The following is an 18,312-nucleotide window of genomic DNA, read 5'->3' as shown; positions in this document are numbered from 1 at the left end:
GCAACTTGAATTTCCAGGGTGGCAATGACAACGTTGCCCTTGGAAATAATTCAACTTTCTCTGGAAACCTCAATGGTGGTGGCGGTACTAATACATTGCGCCTGGACGCGGAGGCCGGACATTCGGATGTTATGTCCGGAAGGATTAAGAACTTTACGTACATCAACAAAACAGGTCTGGGCACCTGGACTTTAAGTGGCGTGCTGGGGCCGAATGACCGAACCGGACCGGCCACATTCGATGTACAAGCCGGCACCCTCGTCTTGGGAAACTACTATGGCTATTTCACCGGAACCACCCTGGTCGACAATGGCGGAACACTGAAAGGTGCAGGAGATGATTTTCCGAAAAACATCAATAACAACGGCCGAGTTCAATTTGAACAGGTAACGGACGCTGCCTATGGTGGTGTGATTTCCGGTACGGGGATGGTGACCAAGTCTGGCTCCGGCAGACTCGAACTGACCGGCAAAAACACCCACACCGGCGGCACCAACGTCGACGCCGGCACGTTGGCACTGAGTGGCGCGGGAACGTTGGGGGCCAGTACCGGCATCACGACCGTCACGGGTGGCACGCTTGATCTGGGCGGAACCACGCAGACCCAGGCAACCCTGAACCAGTTCGGCGGAACCGTGCAGGGCGGCACGCTGAACCTGGGCACCTACCAGCTCAACGATGGCACGCTGGCCGCGGACAGTACGGTGAATGCGTCGAACCTGTTCGACTTCCGGTCGGGGACCGCGAACGGCGTGCTGCGCGGCGCCGGCGCCGTGCAAAAGACCACCGCCGACAGCGTGACCGTAGCGGGTGCCGGTTCGCAGGTCGCCAGCGTGGAAGTCAAGGATGGCACGCTGCGGTTCGAGCAGGCGGGCGCATTTACCACGACGGGCAATTACACCACGCAGGCTGGCGCCACGACCGATCTTGGCCGGGATCACTCGACCCTGGCAGTGGGAGGGGTGTTCACCCAAGCCGCCAATGCGACCCTCAAGGTCACCCTGGATGCGACCCGGCCGGTGATCAGGGCGGACTCGGCACGCCTGGATGGCCTGTTCACGTTTGACGGTTTCAGTCCGAACGCCACCTTGCCAGTCAAGGCCAGCGAAGTGACTCAGCGTGTCTATACCCTCATACAGACCACCAATGGCGTGACCGGGGACTTCACCAACGGCCAGAATGCCAACACCGATCTGGATTATCTGCTTAGAGGCGCTCACATCTCGGCCGACGGCAAGGATTACAACCTCGGGTTCCGGATGGCCTGGACCGATGGTGGACAGGCCCAGGGTACGGGCAATTTCACCGTCAAGGACGATACCGCGTTTCAGGTTGATACCGTCCTGGCCGACCAAAGCGCACCAGCCGGTGGCTTTGCCAGCGGCTGGGACGGGAAGAGCCTGAACAAATCGGGCGGGGGCCTACTGGAACTGTCGGCCGCCAACACCTACACCGGTGGCACCACCGTCGATGCCGGTACGTTGGCACTCACAGGCGCGGGAACGCTGGGGGCCAGCACCGGCACCACGACCGTCTCGGGTGGCACGCTTGATCTTGGCGGAACCGCCCAGACCCAGACGGCTCTCAAGCAGTTCGGCGGAACCGTGCAGAGCGGGACGCTGAACCTGGGCACCTACCAGCTCAGCGGTGGCACGCTGGCCGCGGACACTACGGTGAATGCGTCGGGCCTGTTCGACTTCCGGGCGGGGACCGCGAATGGCGTGCTGCACGGCGGCGCGTTGCAAAAAACCACCGCCGACAGCGTGACCGTAGCGGGTGCCGGTTCGCAGGTCGCCAGCGTGGAGGTCCAGGGCGGCACGCTGCGGTTCGAGCAGACGGACGCATTTACCACGACGGGCAATTACACCACGCAGGCTGGCGCCACGACCGATCTTGGCCGGGATCACTCGACCCTGGCGGTGGGAGGGGTGTTTACCCAAGCCGCCAATGCGACCCTCAAGGTCACCCTGGACGCGACCCGGCCGGTGATCAAGGCGGACTCGGCGAGCCTGGATGGCCTGTTCACATTTGACGGTTTCAGTCCGAACGCCACCTCAGCGGTCAAGGCCAGCGAAGTGACTCAGCGCCTCTATACCCTCATACAGGCCACCAACGGCGTGACCGGGGACTTCACCAATAGCCAGAATGCCCAGACCGGTCTGGATTATCTGCTTAGAGACGGTCACATCTCGGCCGACGGCAAGAATTACAACATTGGGTTCCGGATGGCCTGGAATGATGGCGGACAGACCCAGGGTACGGGCGATTTCACCGTCAAGGACGATACTGCGTTTCAGATTGATACCATCCTGGCCGACCAGAGCCTGCCAGCCGGTGGCTTTGCCAGCGGCTGGGACGGGAAGAGCCTGAGCAAATCGGGTGGGGGCCTGCTGGTACTGTCGGCCGCCAACACCTACACCGGCAGCACTACCCTCAATGGCGGAACCCTGCGCACAGATGTGGCTGACAGCTTCGCCAGCAGCAGCGATGTGATCGTCAATGACGGCGTGCTTGACCTCAATGGCAACGACCAAACCGCCAACCGTCTGGCCGGCACCGGTGGAGAAATCCGGCTCAACGGCGCGACACTGACGGCCAATAACTCCACGACAGCCGACAACACTGCGTATGGCGGAGATATTACCGATGGTACGAAAGCGGGTAGCCTGATCAAGACCGGTGATGGCACGCTGACCCTGACTGGCCAAACGGGCTGGACCGGCATCACTGAATTGCGAGGCGGCGAGCTGGTGCTTGACGGCATCGATGGTGGTGCACAACTGACCAGCAATATCATCGGCACCCGCGGCACCCGCCTGACCCTGCAGAATGGCGCGAGCCTGACCGGCTGGATCGACCCGACAGACGTCAAGATCGACTCAACCAGCATCTGGAGAATGACCGACAGCTCACTTGTCGATAACGTCGATCTGGCCGGCGCCATCCAGTTTGTCGAGCCGACCACGCTACCTTTGAGCCAAGGCCGTACCCTCACCGCCAGCAACTGGGTCGGTCGAGGTGGCACGGTAGAACTGTATACCGTCCTGGGTGACGATCGATCGGTGAGTGACCGTATCGTGATTGACGGCGGCCGCGCCACCGGCACCACCGGGCTGATCATCCGCCACGCGGGGGGTAATGGCGCGCAAACGGACCAGGGCATTCGTGTGGTCGAGACGCGCAATGGTGCAACGACCGAGACTGACGCATTCAGCCTGGCGCCGACCTCGGACGGCTACCGCGCCGGTACGGGCACAATCGCCGCTGGCGCCTACGACTATTACCTGGTGCGGGGCGGCAACAACGGGGTGGCTGATGACTGGTACCTGAGTTCGGTGGACTGCGTTAATGACCGCTCGCTTTGCGAGCAGCCTGATACCCCCATGCCCTCTCAGCGTTTTCGGCCTGAGGTAGGGAGCTATCTGAACAACAAGGAAGCCGCTTCGACCATGCTGATCCACACGCTGCATGATCGCCAATTTTCAGCACAGAGCGACGATGAGAGCACATCGGGTGACACCAATGGCTGGCTGCGGGTGGTCAACAAGAGCAGCGACCGTACAGGCGCGGGCCGCCAGGACCTGTCCGACACGATTTCGCTGATACATGGTGGCGGCGACCTGCTGCATTTCAGTGACGGGGCCGACGGCAGTGTCCGGGTCGGCGCGATGGGCGCGTACGGCACGAGCGACAACCGCGCCGATAACGGCAGCCTGAGTTCACATGGCTCGGTGAATGGCTATAGCGTCGGTGTATACGGCACCTGGTTCGGTCATCAAGACACCCGGTCTGGCCCTTACGTGGACAGCTGGTTGATGTACGGCAAGTTCGACAACCAGGTTAAAGGCCAGGGGCTGGAAAGCGAGGACTACAGGTCGAGCAATCTGTCGGCATCGCTGGAAACGGGTTACTCGATCGCTATCCATGAGAGCAAGGACACAAAGCTGTACATCGAGCCGCAAGCCCAAGTGATCAACTCGAAGTACCGGGCCAATTCACACACAGAGCACACTGGAACGGTGGTCTCAGGCCAGGTGGATACGACGCTGACGACACGCTTGGGCGTACGCCTGCACGGTGACCTGGGAGGTGTTTCAGGCATCGAGCCGATTGCCGAAGTTAACTGGTGGCACGGTCCAAGCTCACAGGCTATTGAATTCGATGGAATGAAGGTGCATGACGCGCTGCCCGAAGATCGCCTGGAGGCCAAAGTTGGCCTGCAGGGCAACCTGAGCACCGCCGTGAGCGTTTGGGGTCAGGTCGGGATCGAAAGTGGCGAGCATGACTATACCGCCAGCAAGTTCCAAGTCGGCGTGAAGTACGCCTGGTAAGCGCGAGCGGCCAATTTGGGCAAGACGGCTGAGTTCGCTCTGACAGTCACAAGCACGGAGGTGGTGATTGTCAAAGCGGGCTTGAACCCTCAACCCCCGGGCAAGACCTTGGTGTCCTGTAGCAACAATACCGCGAGCGGATGATCGGTCTTTCCGGCATCGCAATTTTCCTTTGTGGCAACAAACAAAGACGGTGACGTTATCGTCAATGTCGGAACACCTATTTTAATGAATTATCTCCACACAACATCATTCATGGGCCTTTCACGCGTGGTCGTCACCTGTGTTCTCGGCGCTCTGGCGCCGTCGGTGCATGGTACGTCGTCGACGCAGGCGAGCTGGACGAACAGCGAGGGCCTCTATGGAGCGTTGGGTGTACAGCCGTTGACTAGCACCCGAATCACGGATGGGGCGCTATCGCTGGATGCTTTGGCAGAGGAAGCGGCAAGCACGCACGCGAGCGTTACCGCCAGCCGCGCCGCAGTGAACGCGGCGGACGCTGAACAGGATGGCGCGTGGCAACAATTCCTGCCCACGCCCTCCCTCCAGGTTGAACAGGGCCACTCCGGCGAACAAACCACCAAGGCGAGCCTGTCACAGCCCTTGTGGGCCGGCGGACGTCTGACGGCCGGACTGGATGCGGCCAAGGCGCGCGCCCAATCGGCCCGATACAGTGTGGGGGAGGCCCGGCAGGACCTGGCGTTCAGCGTGGCCGCCGCCTACCAGAACTTCGTACAGGCGCGCGGCAGGCAGCAGGTGCTGGAGCGCTTACTCGCTCGACTGGACGGCTACCAGCAAAGCATGCAGCGTCGTGTCGAGGGCGGCGCATCTCCCTCCAGCGACCTTGAGCTGGTGCGCTCTCGCCGCTCGGGTGCCCGAGCGGAACTCATCTCGACCAAGGCGGCTGAGGATGCCGCTCTCGCCCAACTGTCCCAACTGGTAGGCCGGCGGCTGACGCGCGCCGACGTCCAGATCGAGCACTCCGGCTCGATGCCAGCGGGGCTGGAGGACGTTGTAGCGCTCGCGGAAGATTTCAGCCCCACGCTGCGGCGCCTGTCGCGGGACATCGAGGCCACCCGTGGCGACGCCGCCGTGAGCAAGGCGGCGATATACCCGACCCTGTCCTTGGTGGCCCAGAATGAGCAGGCCCAGTCGAACCTGGGTCACAACTCAGACAATGCGGTGATGCTGCAACTGCAGTTCACGCCGGGTGCAGGCCTGTCATCGCTGTCGCGAGCGAATTCGGCCCAGGCGCGGGTAGAGGTGGCGCAGGCCAACCGTGAAGCGGCACTGACGGATCTGGAAAGCCGCGTGCGCAGCGAATACGAAAACCTGCGCTCGGCCATGGAAAGCAAGCCGGACATCGAGGCCAATGCCAAGGCCGCCGGGAATGTGCTGGGGTCCTACGAACGGCTTTTTAACACGGGCAAGCGCAGCTGGCTGGACATGTTGAATGCCGCGCGCGAACTCTCCTTTGCCGAAATCGCGGTCATGGATCTGACCGCGCAGCGCGTGACCAGCCGTTACCGACTCGCCCTTTACTGCGGCGAACCCCTCTGGATGACCCACGCCAATGACTAGCGACATAAAGGGCGACCCGTTCGCCAGCCAATTGAACTGGATCTGTGGGAAGTGCCATGCGCTGTTCCCGGATCGTGACAAGCCATCAATGCGCCGTCTCAAGGGACTGCTCACCCTCTCCGCCACAGAGCCCCGGCAGGAGGGTGTACAAAAAGAGGTCGGCGCTGTGGCGGCGTTGCTGACTTTGATGGAATTGCGGGCTGCACATTGGGTCGGTAGCCCGAACGAGTTGCAACTGCCTATGATCGGGTTCGTGCCGGCACTAGGCTGGGGGATGGTCGTGGGACGCGACCAGGTGGGGCACTGGCGCTTCGAGGGCATCGACAAGGTCCGGATGCTCGACGAAGTGCCAGCACAATCAGTATTCACTGCCATCGCCCCGGCGAACGTCGCCGGCGTCAAAGGCCAAACCACGGCCCGTGCGATGTTTCGCGCCGCCTTACTGTCCCACAAAAAAGTGTTCGCTTGGGCGGCCGGCGCCGCCCTGGTGGGCAACCTGCTGGCGCTCGGTGGCTCGTTGTACAGCATGCAGGTCTATGATCGTGTCATGCCGACCCAGGGGGTTTCCACCCTGCTGGTGCTCACCCTCGGTGCGGTGTTGGCGGCCTTGCTGGAATTGCTCATCAAGATGGCCCGTTCGGGTGTGTTGGAGCACTCGATCAAGGGCATGGACCTGTCGTTGTCACACCAGATTTTCAAGCGCTTGCTGACGATCCGTATGGATCAGTTCCCCTCCAGTGTCGGCTCGTTGTCCGCGCAACTGCGAAGTTACGAGCAAATCCGCGCCTTTATGTCCACCGCCACGATGTATTTCGCTGTGGATGCGCCGTTCGCCCTGTTGTTCTTGGCGGTCATCGCCTTACTCGCAGGGCCATTAGTGGCTACGGTGCCGGTGCTCTTCCTGCTGCTGTCGGTGGCTGTCGGCCTGTACTACCGTGGCAAGATCGCCGGTCACGCGCAATCGGGTAACGCCCTGGCCAACCGAAAACTGGGGCTGCTGGTGGAGTCCGTGGAGGGCGCCGAGAGCATCAAGGCGTTCGGCTCGCGCTGGCGCCAGCAGGCCCAATGGGACCTGGTCGAGCGAGCGGCGTCGGAAGATGGCGTGAAGATGCGCCATTACAGCGAGCAGGCCTCCTACATCGCCGCGTTCATCCAGCAGGCCAGCTACGTCGGGCTGGTGGGCGTTGGGGCATACCTGGCCGTCACGGACAACAACCTGACCTCCGGTGTCCTGATCGCCTGCTCCATTCTGTCGGGGCGCGTGCTCGGACCGGTGGCGGCATTGCCCGGTCTGATCGTCCAGTGGGCCAACGCGCGCGCCGCGCTGGAGACGCTGGAGAGAGTGTTTACGCTCGAGCTCGACAACCATGCAGTGGTCAACCCGCTGACACCTGAGCACGTCTCGGGCAACTACGAGGTCAACGACCTGCACTTCGCCTACCCGGGCCGGCCGCAGTCGCTGCAGATCAAGAACCTGCGCATCCGCGCGGGCGAGAAGGTCGCTATTCTCGGCGCGATCGGTGCAGGCAAGAGTACCCTGCTCAAGGTCCTGGCCGGGCTCTACCACCCCAGGGCCGGCCGCGTGCTGCTCGACGGACTGGACATCCAGCAGATTTCCCGGGCGTGCTTGAGCGAGCACTTGGGCTACTCGCCGCAGGATATCCGCCTGGTGGCCGGTTCACTGCGCGACAACCTACTGGCCGGTCTGCATGGGGTGAATGAACAGCAGGTGCTGGATGCCTGTCGCTGGACCGGCTTGGCTGCGGTGGTCGCGAGCCACCCCCAAGGCTTGGACCTGGAGATCGGCGAAGGCGGCACCGGCTTGTCGGGCGGACAAAAGCAACTAGTGGGCCTGACCCGCCTGTTACTGGCCAGACCGAGTGTGTGGCTGCTCGATGAGCCTACCGCCTCCATGGACGACGTCACGGAAGCGCGTTGCCTGAAAGCTCTGAGCCAATCAATCGGCGTGAACCAGACACTCATCCTGGTCACGCACAAGTTGGCACTGCTCTCGTTAGTGGATCGCATCGTGGTCCTGAGTACGCAGGGCGTAGTGGCTGACGGTTCAAAACAGGACGTGCTGCGTGCCATTCAGGTGCCCGCCCGATCGGTCGCGCCCACGACTACGCCTGCGGGCGCGCCGATGCCGTTTGCATCGACGGGCGTCACTGCGCCTGCGCACCTTTCGAGTGGCACCGTGCGCCCAACAGGACCCAGCGTTGCCGCCCAGAGTGAGAAATTGTCATGAAGCACGAATGCATTTCCCTGGGCTCGCATCTGAAGATCATTGTCAGTATCACGGTGCTGTTGGCGGTGCTGCTGGTTTGGGCGAGTTTCTCAGAGATCGCCCAGACCTCCCGCGCGCAGGGGCAGGTCATCTCGGTCGCACGGACCCAGGTGGTCCAGGCGGCCATTGATGGCGTCATTAGCGAGATGCTGGTGCAAGAAGGCCAAACCGTGACCAAAGGGCAGTTGCTCGTGCGAATGGACCGCAGTCAGGTGGCGGCCGCCTACAACGACAGCGAGGGTAAGGTAGCGGCTTTGCAGGCGACCTTGGCCAGGTTGCGCGCCGAGGTACTGGGGCTGCCGTTGGTATTCCCGCCGGACGTGCAAGCGTTTCCCCATTTCGTTTCCAACCAAGAGGCGTTGTTCCAGCGACGCCGCTCACTGCTGCAGGCCGACGTCTCGGCCATGCAGAAAAGCCTGGCCCTGGTGAACGAGGAACTGGCGCTGAACCTCCCGCTCCTGAAGACCGGTGACATCGGCAAGGCCGACATCATCCGGCTCAAACGCCAAGCGGCGGAACTGCAAGGCCAGATTGCCAGCCGCCAGAGCAAGTTCTTCCAGGATGCGCAAATGGAGATGACCAAGGCCCAGGAAGACTTGTCAACGCAGCAAGAGCAGTTGAACGACCGCAAGTCGATGTATGAGCGCGCCGAGATTTACTCGCCGGCGGACGCGCAGGTGAAAAATATTCAGACCACCACGCCGGGGGCCAAGGTGCGCCCGGGCGATGAGTTGATGGAGTTGGTGCCCTCCTCGGGTGAGTTTGTGATCGAAGCCAAGCTCAAGCCTGCCGATGTGGGGACGTTGCGTGTGGGCTTGCCCACCTCCATTAAACTCGATGCGTATGACTACAGCATTTACGGAATGCTGGACGGCAAGGTGCGCTACATCAGCCCGGACACGTTGTCTGAGCAGACGCCGCAAGGCGATGTCCCCTACTACCGTGTCCAGGTGGACGTTGACCACACGGCGCTGGACCTGCACAACGCCCAGCGCCCGGATCGCAAAATCGAAATCCAGCCCGGGATGACGGCAACAGTGGACATCGAAACAGGCAAGCACTCCGTCCTGTCCTACCTCACCAAACCCGTCTCCAAAACGTTCAAAGAGGCCTTGCATGAACGTTGAGCGGCCCTTTGACCGGTTTTTTTTAAAACGTTCGAGAAAATTATGGTTAACGCGCAGATGAGCCTGGTGTAGCCCTGGCGGACGCGTTTCCCTTTTTTCGATTTCTGCCTTTTCCATTCTTGCGGAAAGCCTTTTATGTCTCTCGTTCTAATCCAGCAATCTCCTCAGGCCATTGCCGAGCGCAACGTTCTCACCGCCGCCAAAAGCCAGGTGGCCGCCAAATCGGGGGTGCACTATCAAGTGATCGACGAGAAGACCGGCAAGGCGCCGGCACACATGGTGACCAAGCGCGTTGGCAAGCACCTTGTGGTAGAGATTGAGGGTGAAGAGCGTCTTGTACTCAAGGATTACTTCCCCGAGGTCGGCAAGGACGGCATAGCCTCCTTCGATACCCTGCAGGCCAATGGAGAGACCGTCTCGCTGACGCAGGCGAGCGGGCCCATAAGTACGGCCGAGGGCAACGACTATCGGATGTACCTAACCCCGGACAACAACGAGTCCGGCCTGTTCGCCTGGGCGAGTGGTGCAAGTGGTTTGGGGACTGTCGGCTTGGCCGCGCTGGGTGCGCTGGCAGTGGGTGGTGTTGTGGCGGCCGCGAGTGGCGGGGGCGGATCAGGCAGTTCCGCCGGAGGGGGGGCGAATGACGCCGCGCCGACGACGCCGAACGCGCCGCATGCACCAACCGCGGTGATCGGCGACCGCAATGGCGACGGCGCGCAGGACGTGTCGGGCACCGGCACGCCGGGCGACACCATTGTGGTCACCTGGCCGGATGCCACCACCAGCAGGGGCACGGTGGCGGGTGACGGCACCTGGTTGGTCAACGTTCCAGCGACCATGACCACCAACGGTCCGGTCACCGTGATCGAGAAGGATCCTTCCGGCAATGTCAGTTCACCGGTCACTGTGCTGCTTGGCATTGAGGTCGCGCCGATGCAGGCGGTGGCAATCACCGGGGCGGCCGACGACGCAGGCACGATCACGGGTAACGTGGTCAACGGCGGCGTGAGCGATGACACTTCGTTGGTGCTGTCGGGCACGCTGGCGGCGGCGCTGAATGCGGGCGAAGTGGTGAAAGTGTACGACGGCGCGACCTATCTGGGCGACGCCGTGGTTATCGGCACGACCTGGACTTATGCCACGAGCGGTTTGGCCGCGGCGGCGCACAGTTTCACCGCCCAAGTGGTGGACGGGGCGGGCAACGCTGGCGTGACCAGCGCGACCTACAACGTGATAGTGGAAACCCGTGCAGCGACGGCCACCGTCAACATCACGGCAATCAGCCTCGATTCGGGTGTCTACACCGGCGACTTTGTGACCAACGAGCAGTCGCTACGGGTCCTGGCTACGGTGACGGGCACGCTGGGCGCGGGCGAGAAGGTGCAGATTTCGCTGGATAACGGGGTCAGCTGGAACGATGCGTCGCTGTTGAGCGGCAACGACTACGTCTTGGACAACCTGAGCAATGTGCTGCCTGCGGGCAACTACACCTTCCAGGCGCGGGTGGTCAATGCCTTGAACCAATCCGGTGCGGTGAGCAGCCAGGCGGTGGTGATCGATACCACGGTGGCGGCGCCGTCCACGGCGCTGGCTGCCGACACAGGGGCCTCGGGCAGCGACAGTCTCACGAGCAATGACATGGTCAACGTGCGCGGGCTGGAAGCCGGGGCGAGTTGGCAGTACCAAGTGGACAACAACGGCATGTGGGTGACCGGTACTGGCACCCGCTTTACACTGAGCGAGGGTTCGCACAGCTATACGGTGCGCCAGACAGATTTGGCGGGCAACGTGTCGGGGCCGAGTGCGCCGCAGACCTATACGTTGGATACGACAGCGCCGGGCATGCCAACCCTTGCCGCCATAACGGATGATGGCTCCACGCCAGGCAACATTGCACCCGGCGGGTCAACGGACGATACAACACCGCTGCTGCGCTACAACTTGCTGGGTACCAATGCCGTCGCTGGCGATATCCTGTTGGTGAGGGATGGTACCGCCGAATTTTTGCGCCACGTATTGACGTCCGCTGAGGTGGCTGCCGGACAGGTCGAGGTTTCGACGCCCATACTATCCTCGGGAACCCATAGCTTCACTGCATCGTTGGTGGATGCAGCAGGAAATACTAGCGTTTCCAGTCCAGCTTCATCTTTGACCATCACCGCTCCGATTGCCCCGGTTACGTTGGCTCTGCAGAACGATACCGGCCATGCGGATGATTTGCTGACCGCCAATAGCACAATTGTGGTCAGCGGACTCGCCACTGGGGCAACCTGGGAGTACAGCATCGATGGTATCTCCGCTTGGCAGACCGGCAGCGGTGACACGATTTCTGGCATCATCGGCCAGGGGCTTCACACCGTTTACGTACGCCAGACAGATGGCGCCGGTCAAACTTCTGCGGTGCAGCACCTGCAATTTACGTTGGTCACCGACTCGGTTCTTCAAAGCGATAGCGAAGTAAAGGCAACCCTTGATACAGGGTATCGCTGGCGGGGTGGGGCGCCGGGAATCATCACCTATTCGTTCCCGACGACAGCTGACGGAATGGATAACAAGAACGCAACCTACATGGCCGGCTTTCAGGCGATCACGCCAGAACAGCAGGCGACCATGCGCCTCGCCTTGATGACCTGGGATGATCTTATTCCCCAGACCTTTGTGGAAATAACACGTACAGGAACAGAGGCATCCGGTTATTCGGATATTGAGTTCGGGTCAAGTACAACCTATACGAATACCGCCACCGGATCCTATCCGGCCATCGGCTCTGTTTGGTTCAACAACGACAAGTTTCTGCCACAGAACATGACGGCATACCGCTTCATGGCGGTTGAGCATGAAATTGGCCACACGCTGGGCTTGGCACATGCAGGCGTGGGATCTGGCCCCGTGGACTACTATCAGAACGTGACGGCTTATTCCGTCATGTCCTATTACCGTCCGCATCAAGACTTTGTGGGTGTGAGTTCACCCGCTTGGGACGCGAACACTATGCAGGCGGATTGGTTCAGAGAAGACATTTCGCCTTTCGGTTATACAGCCGCGGCCCAAACACCGATGCTCGATGATATCCAGGCGATTCAGAGTATCTACGGCGTTTCGACAACAACCCGGACGGATAACACAACCTACGGATTCAATAGCACGATCACGGGTCAGGCGGCGCAGCTTTATTTCTTTACCACAGACCGCTCGGATATCACCAAGAACGCCTTTCCAGTTCTGACGCTGTTTGATTCGGCGGGTAATGACACACTGGATTTGAGCGGATGGAACAGCGCCTCGAAAATCTCGCTGCTTAGCGGTACCTATTCCTCAACTAACCAAATGACCAATAACATCGCCATTGCCTACAACTGCGTAATCGAAAATGCGATCGGGGGTGGCGGCAACGACATGATCCTGGGCAATGAGGTGGCGAATATTCTCATGGGCGGTGGCGGAAATGATCTTCTCGAAGGCAGAGGGGGTAACGACACGCTAGACGGTGGACTCGGTATGGATATTGCCCGTTACTCAGGCCTTTGCTCTGACTATACCTTGACTCAGAACGGAACCGGGGATTGGACCATTTCGGATAAACGCATCTCCTCCGTCAATGAGGGAACAGATCATCTGCTAGCCATCGAACGGTTATCCTTCCTGGACGGCTCGCTGGATATATTGACCGCCACGCCGACCTGGAACCCGGGAATTCAGGTGCTTTAGATGAGCACTAACCTGCCATGGATCTGATCCCTATGCATCTTGCCGTGGTCGTCAGTCAATGATGGCTTGAGGCCGTCTCCGTCCGCGGCTTTGTTCAGCCCCTGGTATAGACGAAACAGAAAGTGGAGGACCGTCCGCGCCCTGGGTCAATTCTCAATTGGCAGGGTGAATCTATTCAAATCAGCGCGAGAGAATAATGCCTCGGTCGATTTCAATTTCGATCATGCACGCCCAGGCTTGGGCATCGGCTTTGGTTTCGAAGGTTTTCTTTGGGCTGGATAGCCCTTGCGGCGGATTTGCGCTTCCCACTGATACTCGCCGCGATTCCTGATTGTTGCCATTTCGACCATTCCCGCCACGTTCAAGAGTGGCAAATTTGTGGCAAAAACGACTTTCAGGACTAGGACAGGCTTCTGGCAGTGAAGCCAACCCCTTGTAATACAAGGGGTAGAAGATGGCGCACCAGGCGGGATTCGAACCCACGACCCCTGCCTTCGGAGGGCAGTACTCTATCCAGCTGAGCTACTGGTGCAATGCGGGCGCCATGATACTCATATGCATGGCAGGCGTCCATGCTGCTGAATCGCTTGCTGTTTTCACAAGCGTAACCTGCGTTTGTTACGTTGATCAGAAAAAACAGGCAAATGGGACGTTTTCGTTCTTTTTTTCGAACGCCCTATTGTCCTTTACCCCCTTTGATCCTAGGATTCGTTTGAGATTTCAAACGCTCTTGTCTGGGTGCTGAACCGCACGAGTCCATTACGTGCGCTATTTATGTGCTTCAGCCCGGTGAATGATTTCCCTGACGGCAGCCTTTGAAGGCGCCTTTCGACAATCACAAAATTGCTCCGCCCCGCGCGGTGCTGTTAAGGAAAGCCGACATGCAGCTTAAAGACACCCAATTGTTCCGCCAGCAAGCCTTCATTAATGGCGAGTGGGTCGATGCGGACAATGGTCAGACCATCAAGGTCAACAACCCGGCAACGGGCGAAATTCTGGGCACCGTGCCGAAAATGGGCGCTGCCGAAACCCGCCGTGCCATCGAAGCTGCTGACAAAGCGCTGCCGGCCTGGCGTGCACTGACCGCCAAAGAGCGTGCAGGCAAACTGCGTCGCTGGTTCGAACTGATGATCGAGAACCAGGACGACCTGGCTCGCCTGATGACCCTGGAACAAGGCAAGCCATTGGCCGAAGCCAAAGGCGAAATCGTTTACGCCGCTTCCTTCATCGAGTGGTTCGCCGAAGAAGCCAAGCGCATCTACGGTGACGTGATTCCGGGCCACCAGCCAGACAAGCGCCTGATCGTGATCAAGCAGCCAATCGGCGTGACCGCAGCGATCACCCCGTGGAACTTCCCGGCCGCGATGATCACCCGTAAAGCCGGCCCGGCCCTGGCCGCCGGTTGCACCATGGTGCTCAAGCCTGCTTCGCAAACCCCATACTCTGCTTTCGCCCTGGCCGAACTGGCTCAGCGTGCCGGCATCCCTGCCGGTGTGTTCAGCGTGGTTTCCGGCAGCGCCGGCGACATCGGTACCGAGCTGACCAGCAACCCGATCGTGCGCAAGCTGTCCTTCACCGGTTCGACCGAAATCGGTCGTCAACTGATGTCGGAATGCGCCAAGGACATCAAGAAAGTGTCCCTGGAACTGGGCGGCAACGCACCATTCATCGTGTTCGACGACGCGGACCTGGATAAGGCCGTCGAAGGCGCGATCATTTCCAAATACCGCAACAACGGCCAGACCTGCGTCTGCGCCAACCGTCTGTACATTCAGGACGGTGTTTACGACGCGTTCGCCGAAAAACTGAAAGCCGCTGTGGCCAAGCTGAAGATCGGTAACGGTCTGGAAGCCGGCACCACCACCGGCCCGCTGATTGACGAAAAAGCCGTGGCCAAGGTGCAAGAGCACATTGCCGACGCCCTGAGCAAAGGCGCAACCGTACTGGCCGGTGGCAAGCCGATGGAAGGCAACTTCTTCGAGCCGACCATCCTGACCAACGTGCCGAACAACGCTGCCGTGGCCAAGGAAGAAACCTTCGGTCCATTGGCGCCACTGTTCCGCTTCAAAGACGAAGCCGACGTGATCGCGATGTCCAACGACACCGAGTTCGGCCTGGCCTCGTACTTCTACGCTCGCGACCTGGGCCGTGTGTTCCGTGTGGCTGAAGCCCTGGAATACGGCATGGTCGGCGTCAACACCGGTCTGATCTCCAACGAAGTCGCGCCGTTCGGCGGCATCAAGGCTTCGGGCCTGGGCCGTGAAGGCTCCAAGTACGGCATCGAAGATTACCTGGAAATCAAATACCTCTGCCTGGGCATCTAAGCCCGGCAAGGCATTGTTACAAACGCAAAGGGCACGAGAGCGCTGACCCTTTGCGTGTTTCAAACGAAATTTTCTCGGTGGCCGGGAACGCTGTGGCAGTCGATCATCGCATGCTGCCGCTGTTGTTCCCCGCCGCTTAATCCTTGAACCACGCCGACCGATGAGCGGCGAATGAGGAATGTAATGAGCAAGACTAACGCTGATTTGATGGCCCGCCGTACCGCTGCTGTTCCACGTGGTGTTGGCCAGATCCACCCGATCTTCGCCGATTCCGCGAAGAACGCTACCGTGACCGACGTTGAAGGTCGTGAGTTCATCGATTTCGCCGGCGGTATCGCCGTGCTGAACACCGGCCACGTGCACCCAAAAGTCATCGCCGCCGTGACCGAGCAGCTGAACAAGCTGACCCACACCTGCTTCCAGGTACTGGCCTACGAGCCGTACGTAGAAGTGTGCGAAAAAATCAACGCTCGCGTTCCAGGTGATTTCGCCAAGAAAACCCTGCTGGTGACCACCGGTTCCGAAGCCGTGGAAAACTCCATCAAGATCGCCCGTGCCGCCACTGGCCGTGCCGGCGTGATCGCGTTCACCGGCGCTTACCACGGTCGCACCATGATGACCCTGGGCCTGACCGGTAAGGTCGTGCCTTACTCCGCTGGCATGGGCCTGATGCCAGGCGGCATCTTCCGCGCGCTGTACCCGAACGAACTGCACGGCGTGAGCATCGACGATTCGATCGCCAGCATCGAGCGCATCTTCAAGAACGACGCCGAGCCGAAAGACATCGCTGCGATCATCATCGAGCCGGTTCAGGGCGAAGGTGGTTTCTACGTCGCGCCGAAAGAATTCATGAAGCGTCTGCGTGCCCTGTGCGACCAGCACGGCATCCTGCTGATCGCTGACGAAGTACAAACCGGCGCTGGCCGTACCGGCACCTTCTTCGCCATGGAGCAGATGGGTGTTGCTGCCGACCTGACTACCTTCGCCAAATCCATCGCTGGCGGCTTCCCGCTGGCCGGTGTGTGCGGCAAGGCCGAATACATGGACGCCATCGCACCGGGCGGCTTGGGTGGTACTTACGCCGGTAGCCCGATCGCTTGCGCCGCGGCCCTGGCCGTGATGGAAGTGTTCGAAGAAGAGCACCTGCTGGACCGCTGCAAGGCTGTCGGCGAGCGCTTGGTGACTGGTCTGAAGGCTATCCAGGCCAAGTACCCGGTAATCGGCGAAGTCCGTGCCCTGGGCGCGATGATCGCGGTCGAGCTGTTCGAAAACGGCGACAGCCACAAGCCAAACCCGACTGCTGTTGCAGCGGTGGTGGCCAAGGCTCGCGAAAAAGGTCTGATCCTGTTGTCCTGCGGCACCTACGGCAACGTTCTGCGTGTCCTGGTTCCGCTGACCTCGCCGGACGAGCAACTGGACAAAGGTCTGGCGATCATCGAAGAGTGCTTCGCCGAGATCTGATCACCCAGTGTGACCTGATCGACAAAAAAACCCGCTTCGGCGGGTTTTTTTTGCCCTGTGAAACGCAATCGGCTGTATCGAATGGCCAGCATTCGCTAAGGTTCAGGCATTGCCAGGGAGAGCTGTATGACAATGGTTAATTTACCCGCCATTCCCAGAGTGCTGATTGCCGAGGCCGACCCCTGGTCCCGTGATCTGCTCAAGGAAGTGCTGTTGAACGTACGCTGCGATGCGCGACTGGACTTGTGCGCCGACGGCCAACAGGCGCTGGAATGGCTTGCCGCCCATCCTTACGATCTGGTGATTGCCGACTGGGAGTTGCCCGGTGTCGATGGCCTGAATGTGCTGCGCAGCGTGCGCCAGCGCAAACGCAATCCGCCGCTGCCTTTCATTCTGATGAGCAGTCGCAATGACAGCGCCAGCGTGCGTGAAGCCCTGCCGCTAGCGCCTGCCGCGTACCTGACCAAACCCCTGAACATGGAAAGCCTGACCCACCGCTTGCAGGATTTACTGCTCAATGGCGGTGAACAGGTCACCTGTGAGGTGCCTTCGCTGGCACCGGGCATGACGCTGTCGGTGTACCTGGAGCGACGTCGTGAGTTGGCGGAAGGTGCACCGCTGATGACCGACGTGCAATTGGCGGTCAAGCGCAGCCTCAACCCCGGCGGCCTCGATCTGACGAGGCTGGAAGACGAAATCCGCACCGATCCGCAGGTTACCGCCGTGCTGATCGCCGCCGCCAACAGCGCAGCCCAGCACCATGGCGCCGCTGTGCAAACCCTGTCCCAAGCCTTGCATCGACTGGGCACCGGGCAAAGCATGAACCTGATCCTGGGCCTGGCCCTCAAGCGCAGTGCAAAGCTGAGCGACCCTTACTTGGCGGACTACGCCGAGCGCTATTGGGACCTGTCGCTGCACACCGCTGAATATGCGCGGACGCTGGCGCGCTTGCTGGACCTGGATCAGGCGCGCTGTTATTGCGCCGGCATGCTGCACCGCCTCGGTGACCTGGCCTTGCTGCGTTGTTTGCAGGAGTGGAAGCAGGCCGGTGGCGAGCTGGACGATCAAGAGGAAGTGGGTGAGGCACTGGTTGAGTTCGGCGCGGCTTACGGGTCGGCGTTGCGCACTCGCTGGCGCCTGCCCCTGGAACTGCGGCAGCTGATTGCGGCGGCCTATCAGCTCGGCGGCGGCGTTTACTCCCGCGAAGCGCTGGTGATGAACATGGCGGCGCAACTGGCGCGCCTGACCGAGCATGAGGGCATCGAGGAGTTGGCCAAAAGCCGGACGGCGCGACTGCTCAAGATCGGGTTGCCGGAGTTGATGCGGATGCGCAAACAGTAAGTCTCACACCTATCCCTGTGGGAGCGGGGGGGGGGGGGGGGGGGGGGGGGGGGGGGGGGGGGGGGGGGGGGGGGGGGGGGGGGGGGGGGGGGGGGGGGGGGGGGGGGGGGGGGGGGGGGGGGGGGGGGGGGGGGGGGGGGGGGGGGGGGGGG

At 60.9% G+C, this 18,312-nt stretch carries 9 protein-coding genes and 1 tRNA gene; 8 read left to right on the top strand and 2 right to left on the bottom strand.

Translation table 11 applies throughout. The annotated features are described in order from the left end of the window. Window positions 1-131: 131 nt before the first annotated feature. From ACSFE6_RS13140 to ACSFE6_RS13120, 5 genes are all read left to right on the top strand, one after another. Window positions 132-4,331 carry an autotransporter outer membrane beta-barrel domain-containing protein gene (locus tag ACSFE6_RS13140; protein ID WP_435428041.1) on the top strand — a complete coding sequence of 1,400 codons (4,200 nt, stop codon included), beginning with the start codon at window positions 132-134 and terminating at the stop codon, window positions 4,329-4,331. Window positions 4,332-4,559: 228 nt separating this feature from the next. Further along, window positions 4,560-5,912, top strand: a complete 1,353-nt coding sequence (locus tag ACSFE6_RS13135) for a TolC family protein (RefSeq protein ID WP_435428006.1) — start codon at window positions 4,560-4,562, stop codon at window positions 5,910-5,912. After that, window positions 5,905-8,160, top strand: a complete 2,256-nt coding sequence (locus ACSFE6_RS13130; RefSeq protein ID WP_435428005.1) for an ATP-binding cassette domain-containing protein — start codon at window positions 5,905-5,907, stop codon at window positions 8,158-8,160. The genes ACSFE6_RS13135 and ACSFE6_RS13130 overlap by 8 nt, the downstream gene beginning before the upstream one ends. After that, entirely contained in the window at window positions 8,157-9,326 is a 1,170-nt protein-coding gene (locus ACSFE6_RS13125; RefSeq protein WP_435428004.1) for an HlyD family efflux transporter periplasmic adaptor subunit, read from the top strand. Before ACSFE6_RS13130 ends, ACSFE6_RS13125 begins: the two co-directional genes overlap by 4 nt. Before the next feature lie 135 nt (window positions 9,327-9,461). Further along, window positions 9,462-13,034 (top strand): Ig-like domain-containing protein, encoded by a 3,573-nt coding sequence (locus ACSFE6_RS13120; RefSeq protein WP_435428003.1) that lies wholly within the window; start codon window positions 9,462-9,464, stop codon window positions 13,032-13,034. 180 nt (window positions 13,035-13,214) lie between these two features. On the opposite strand, the gene ACSFE6_RS13115 is transcribed toward ACSFE6_RS13120, so the two are convergent. After that, entirely contained in the window at window positions 13,215-13,517 is a 303-nt protein-coding gene (locus ACSFE6_RS13115; RefSeq protein WP_435428002.1) for a hypothetical protein, read from the bottom strand. Continuing rightward, window positions 13,490-13,566 (bottom strand) — tRNA-Arg (locus ACSFE6_RS13110). Before ACSFE6_RS13110 ends, ACSFE6_RS13115 begins: the two co-directional genes overlap by 28 nt. Before the next feature lie 349 nt (window positions 13,567-13,915). Here ACSFE6_RS13110 and gabD point away from each other — a divergent pair. The 3 genes from gabD to ACSFE6_RS13095 all read left to right on the top strand — a co-directional run bounded on the left by gabD (window position 13,916) and on the right by ACSFE6_RS13095 (window position 18,160). After that, the gene (gene gabD / locus ACSFE6_RS13105) at window positions 13,916-15,358 is read left to right on the top strand and encodes an NADP-dependent succinate-semialdehyde dehydrogenase (RefSeq protein WP_433738105.1); all 1,443 of its coding nucleotides are present in this window, start codon (window positions 13,916-13,918) and stop codon (window positions 15,356-15,358) included. A gap of 183 nt (window positions 15,359-15,541) precedes the next feature. Further along, complete coding sequence (gabT, locus tag ACSFE6_RS13100) at window positions 15,542-16,819, top strand: 4-aminobutyrate--2-oxoglutarate transaminase (protein WP_435428001.1); 1,278 nt, start codon at window positions 15,542-15,544, stop codon at window positions 16,817-16,819. Between the two features lie 126 nt (window positions 16,820-16,945). Next, complete coding sequence (locus ACSFE6_RS13095) at window positions 16,946-18,160, top strand: HDOD domain-containing protein (RefSeq protein WP_435428000.1); 1,215 nt, start codon at window positions 16,946-16,948, stop codon at window positions 18,158-18,160. The last annotated feature ends 152 nt before the right edge of the window (window positions 18,161-18,312 follow it).

The organism is Pseudomonas baetica, assembly GCF_051216495.1.
GTDB classification, from domain to species: Bacteria; Pseudomonadota; Gammaproteobacteria; order Pseudomonadales; family Pseudomonadaceae; genus Aquipseudomonas; species Aquipseudomonas baetica_B.
The sequence above is the reverse complement of the archived record's forward strand: the minus strand, read 5'-3'. Positions and strand labels throughout refer to the sequence as shown.